Annotated in this window: 6 protein-coding genes; all 6 read left to right on the plus strand. The window is 49.0% G+C overall.

Annotation, left to right across the window (positions count from 1 at the left end):
- Positions 1–801 (plus strand): aminotransferase class III-fold pyridoxal phosphate-dependent enzyme (locus tag P8O70_14600; GenBank protein MDG2198079.1); only part of this gene is annotated, 801 nt, incomplete at its 5' end.
- 97 nt (positions 802–898) lie between these two features.
- Positions 899–2,512, plus strand: a complete 1,614-nt coding sequence (locus tag P8O70_14605; protein MDG2198080.1) for an ABC transporter substrate-binding protein — start codon at positions 899–901, stop codon at positions 2,510–2,512.
- A gap of 54 nt (positions 2,513–2,566) precedes the next feature.
- Entirely contained in the window at positions 2,567–3,526 is a 960-nt protein-coding gene (locus P8O70_14610; protein ID MDG2198081.1) for an ABC transporter permease, read from the plus strand.
- Between the two features lie 10 nt (positions 3,527–3,536).
- On the plus strand, positions 3,537–4,457 hold the full coding sequence (locus P8O70_14615) for an ABC transporter permease (GenBank protein ID MDG2198082.1): 921 nt from the start codon (positions 3,537–3,539) through the stop codon (positions 4,455–4,457).
- A 2-nt stretch (positions 4,458–4,459) separates the two neighbouring features.
- Positions 4,460–5,467: an ABC transporter ATP-binding protein gene (locus P8O70_14620; GenBank protein MDG2198083.1), complete on the plus strand. Its 1,008-nt coding sequence runs from the start codon at positions 4,460–4,462 to the stop codon at positions 5,465–5,467.
- The coding region (locus P8O70_14625; GenBank protein ID MDG2198084.1) for an ATP-binding cassette domain-containing protein at positions 5,460–5,888 on the plus strand (429 nt) is incomplete at its 3' end. The genes P8O70_14620 and P8O70_14625, both read left to right, overlap by 8 nt.

Genomic DNA, 5,888 nt, shown 5'->3' on the forward strand with positions numbered 1-5,888 from the left:
GATCCACTGGGAGTCCCTGCTGGTCTGAAAGGCACAGCGCTACCATTTCGTTACAACCAGCTAGCTGAACTGGAAGAAATCTTTGCTCGTCACCAATTAGCTGCGGTTGTGATGGAAACGACTCGCGGAGTTGAACCTGAAAACCAATTCCTGGAAAAAGTCCGTCAATTAGCTACAAAACACGGAACGAAGTTGATTTTTGATGAGATTTCGATCGGTTGGAGGCTTTGCTTGGGAGGAGCTCATCTGAAATATCAGGTAACACCCGATCTTGCGGTGTTTGCCAAGGCCTTGAGCAACGGCTATCCCATGGGCGCCGTGATTGGGCAAACCGCTGAGATGAAATTTTTTGAGAGGACCTTTATCTCCAGCGCCTATTGGTCCGAATCAATTGGGCCCACTGCCGCACTGGCTGCTGTGGGAAAGATGATGAGCTTGGATGTACCAGCACACCTGCATCGGATTGGTGGATGCTTCATGACACGCTGGTTGGAGTTGGGACAGTCCTACCAGTTACCAACTTTTGTAAAGGGACGCCCAGAGTTGGTACAGCTTGGCTTTGAGCATGAACAGGCCAACCGCATCATGACCCTGTTTACTCGCTTGATGCTGCTGCAGGGGATCATGGCTGGATCTGGTTTCAATCCTACCTTTGCCCATCAAGATCGACACCTGGATCACTATTTTGAGAAAGCAGAAACTTGCTTTGACCAAATCAATCAGCAGTTGAAGTCAGGGCAGTTTTATGATCAAGAAGTGTTCGAGACCAAGCACACGGGTTTTGCCCGATTAGTCGATTGACAGACCTCCAATTAACGACGCAACGAAAAGGAGTTGCCTATGAAGCATTGATTTCTTGATGATTTTTTTTCCTTTTAATTTTCAAGCGAGGTAACCGATGAAAATCCGATTTCTTCTACCGCTCGTCGTCACGCTTTGTTTTGCTACTCAGCTATTGGCAATGCCGAAGAACAGCAATCCACTCTCAGACTCACGAGTCCGCCAAGCGATTGCTTATGCAATTGACATGGACACCATTCAAGAGACCTTGCTCGAAGGCAAGGCCATCGTTGCAGACAGTCACATCCCGAACGGTCCCTTCAAAAAACCTGGTCTGCCCAAGTATTCCTATGATCCAGACAAGGCCCGGCAGTTGTTGAAAGAAGCCAACTGGAATTCGAGCCAGGAACTCGACATGGTCTACTATTATGGAGACCAACAAACTGTTGACTTGATGACTGCCATTCAAGCCTACTTAGGTGATGTCGGTGTTAAGATGAATTTCCGCAGGCTGGAAGGAGATGTTGGTGCTCAGTTGTGGACAGCTCCAAAAGATCCTCAGAATGGCCCCTCTATAGTAAAATGGGATCTAGCTTATGGAGCACATGGCCCGCTAGCGCTGCAAGAGTACTTCAGTCGCTATAAGACTGGCGACATGTCCATCTCACCAGCAGATGCCAAGGTGGATGCAATGATCGATATGCTGACCAGCACTGCAGACATTGGAGCTCAAAAGGAAATCTTCTTTGAAATGGAAGATTATATGCAGAATGAGCTCTTCACGTTACCTCTCTACTACCAGCAAGCTTTTATCTACGAGAGCAACAAGCTGAACCGAAATGGTGGGATATATGGTAACCCGCAGTACAACTATGATTGGGATGTCACCAAGTGGACCATGGAGCCTGACGCTAACGGCAAGATGGTAATGAACACCAACACGGGTCCTCTTGAATTTTTCAATCATCCCTGGTTCAACCCCGGCCTGTTCATCACAAACAAGGTTCTTCTCGACCGGCTGATCACGTGTGATGGAGGCTTGGCACCAACACGTCCAAAAATGGCCAAATACTACAACCTGAGCGAGGACGCTAGGACTCTGACCTTCGAGTTGAAGAATAATCTCCAGTGGCACGATGGATCAGCTATCACAGCTGACGAAATCCAGTGGAACATTGAGTTGGCGCTCAAAGTCCCTAATATCATGCCGATTTTCAAAACGACTTTCAGCTACCTAGAAGGAGCTGAGGCTTTCATGAATGGTTCGGCGTCTAGCGTTTCAGGGATCGCAGTCAATGGTAACAAGATTACACTGTCTTTTGCCAAAGTAGATCCCAACGTATTGCTGACATTCGCGCAATGGGCCCCACTACCTCGCAAGTATCTAAACGATGTGGATCCTGCCAAATTCCAGCAGCATCCGTTCTGGCAAAATCCAGTGGGTTCTGGTCCCTACAGGGTCAAGGAAGTCAAAATGAATGATTACTTGGTCATGGTTCCATTTGAGAACTATCATGAGGGAGTAGCTCGGATTGATGAGATCGTTGCCTACCCAAGTAATGACAACGATGCCAACCTCGTCAAGAATGCCTCGGCTCGTAAACTCGACTACGGCTTCACCAAGAACGTGGCCGATGTTAAATCTCTGGAAGAGATGGATCATATGCGCGTCCTTCCTGCAGACATCCCGTATACAAGGATGATCTGGTTTAACAAATACGCGAAAAATTAAGCCACTCGACCAACCTAGTACCTGTCTCCGGTCAGGTGCTGGGTGTAAGCTCTTATGTTTGTCTACTTCACTCGAAGACTGCTCTATTTGATCCCCATGTTACTGGGGATCAGTTTCCTCATCTATCTGGGGTTGGAACTGACTCCAGGGGACATACTCTCCTACCTGCTACCTCCTGAGGCCATTGCTGATCTGAGACCAGAAGAGCTGATGGCGATGCGTGAAGCACTGGGCTTAAACGATCCGTTTATCATTCGATACTTCTACTGGCTTGGCGCAATTCTTCAGGGAGATTTTGGCTACAGCCTTGCCAGTGGAGTTCCCATTTCAAAACTAGTCTTGGAACGTATTCCAGCTACTCTAGAGCTATCCATAGCTGCACTATTATTTTCAACCTTTTTTGGAGTCATTCTAGGTTCGATCAGCGCCCTGAAGCGAGGATCATTGATGGACAATTCACTAACAGTTTTTGGCATGATTGGCGTTTCGATTCCTGAATTCATTTTTGGCATGATTGCACTAGTCGTCTTTGCACTCCAGTTGGAGTGGCTCCCAGTGGGCAAACGACTGATGCCCGGTTATGATAGCTACTGGGATCATATGCCACACCTAGTGATGCCTGCCATGGTCCTTGGACTAATCATGACTGCGGGTGTGATGCGCTACACGCGCTCCAGCATGCTTGACTCTCTGAACAAAGAGTTTATTCGAACTGCCCGCAGCAAGGGTATCCCTGAATGGAGGATCAATTTCATTCATGGCCTCCGTGTTGCGCTGATTCCTGTGGTAGTGCTGATAGGTTTCCGTCTACCGATGCTGATTGGTGGAACCGTGATCATCGAACAAGTCTTTCAATGGCCTGGAATTGGTGATTTGTTTGTAAATGCTGTCCGAGGTCAGAACTATCCACTGGTTATGATGATCTCTTTCCTGTCCGTGACCGCAGTTCTATTTGCCAGTTTTCTGATTGACCTGCTGACTGCACTGCTAGATCCAAGGGTAAAACTTGAGTGACACCAAAATGATGACACGACGCCCAACTCGGCTGGATAAGAAATTCAATACACTCCGTGAAAAAACAGAGAAAGGCACCCTCAAGGCAGCATCAAGCAACCGAGCCCTGAATAAGCTGGCCAGTAATAAGCTAGCCGTACTGGGTCTGGCTTTTGTCACCATCATGATCCTGGCTTCAGTTTTTGCTCCACTTGTGACTCAGTATGACCCCCAGAAGATTGACCTAAGAATGATGCTCAAACCACCTAGTGCAGATCACATTCTTGGTACAGATAAGATTGGCCGAGATGTGTTTGCCCGCATCATTTATGGCGGTCAGATCTCGATCCTGGTGGGGTTGGGAAGTGCCTTGGGAGCAGCGCTCATCGGCGTCAGTATTGGTGCGTACACTGGCTACAAGGGTGGCTGGTGGGACAGCACGTTTCTGAGAATCTCTGAAGTAGTCATGTCCTTCCCCCAGATCATTCTGGTGCTGATGCTGGTGACAATCCTCGGGCAGAGCTTGATGAATCTGATCATCATCTTCACACTGACGGGTTGGGGCAGCCTGTACCGACTAACCCGCGCCCAGATGCTTTCTTTACGTGAGGAGGAGTACGTCCAGGCACTTCGTGCTTTCGGCCTGAATACCTTCACTATCTGCTTCAAGCACATCCTACCGAACGCCCTTGGGCCAATTATGGTCAACATCACTCTGAGTACGGCGATGTTCATCTTGCAGGAAGCAGGACTCAGTTTCCTGGGTCTCGGTGTTCCCCTTAACATCCCAACCTGGGGAAATATCCTCAATGTCGCCCAGGACCTACGAATTCTACAGAACTACTGGTGGGTCTGGCTTCCCTCTGCGGTGACCATCTCGCTCTTTGTGCTAGCCATCAACTTTGTGGGAGACGGCCTGCGTGACACCACAGATCCCACAATGCAGGGTTGAGGATGAGTGCTGATCAAAAGGTCCTGAGTGTTAAGGATCTGAAGACTTACATCTATGTGAACAACCGCTGTAACAAGGCCCTCGATGGGGTGTCTTTTGATGTTTACCGCGGAAAGACACTTTGCATTGTCGGGGAAAGTGGCTGTGGCAAAAGCATCACAGCTTCCAGCATCACACAACTGCTCCCCAAGCTATCCAGGATTGAATCTGGGGAAATCGTCTATCATTCCGAAAAAGGTAACATCCGCATTGATCAACTGGAGCGGAATGGGCCAGAAATGCGAGCATTGCGTGGGGCAGAGATTTCGATGATCTTTCAGGATCCGATGACAGCGCTGAACCCTGTTTATCGTATTGGATCTCAGATCTCTGAGGGACTGCAGTATCATTCGAAAAACACCCTTGCTCAGCTCAAGCAGACTTCCATTGAGCTGCTGCGCCAGATGGGAATTCCCCTGGCCGAACAGCGAGTGGATGATTATCCTCACCAGTTTTCAGGAGGTATGCGGCAGCGGGCGATGATCGCCATGGCGATGTCGTGCAAGCCTAAGATTCTGATTGCTGATGAACCCACCACAGCACTGGACGTCACTATTCAAGCCCAGATCTTTGAGTTGATTGATGAACTCAAGCAACGACACAACACTGCTGTGATCCTAATTACTCATGATATGGGGGTCGTTGCTGAACTGGCGGATCATGTGGCAGTGATGTACATGGGCAATATCGTTGAACAGGGAACGGTCGATGATGTACTTCGACATCCTGCACACCCTTATACCGAAGCATTACTGAAGTCGATTCCGATCCTGGGCAAGGGGAAACAACAGCAAATTACCCCGATTCAAGGCTCAACCCCCGATCCCTATCAACGCCCCAAAGGATGTCAGTTTGAACCCCGTTGTCCTTACGCCACTGAACAATGCCGAACCTTTCCCAGTTCTCAGTCAATCAGTGCAACCCACGACGCACTCTGCTGGCACAGTGAAAAGGTGCTGAGCCATGCCTAGCCAAGAAAAGATTCTACACATCAAGGGCTTGAAAACCTATTTTCCTGTCCGAAAAGGACTATTGCGCACTGTCGCTGCTCACGTCAAGGCGGTTGATGGTGTGGACTTGGAGATCTATCGGGGAGAGACCCTAGGGCTGGTCGGAGAGAGTGGCTGTGGCAAGACCACACTCGGAAAATCCATCATTCAACTCGTGGGAGCCGTTGGTGGACAGATTCTCTATCACGAAGGAGAGCAAACCTTCGACTTGCTCAACTTGAGTCCTGAAGAGTTCAAGCACATCCGTCAGAAAATTCAGATCGTCTTCCAGGATCCGCACTCTTCCCTCAATCCATCCTTCACTGTTTTTGGTTCCCTACAGGACCCACTCAAGCTCTATGGGGTGAAAACCAAAGCAGAACGTCGCAAGATCATTGGAGAT

Source organism: SAR324 cluster bacterium (genome assembly GCA_029245725.1).
Lineage (GTDB): Bacteria > SAR324 > SAR324 > SAR324 > NAC60-12 > JCVI-SCAAA005.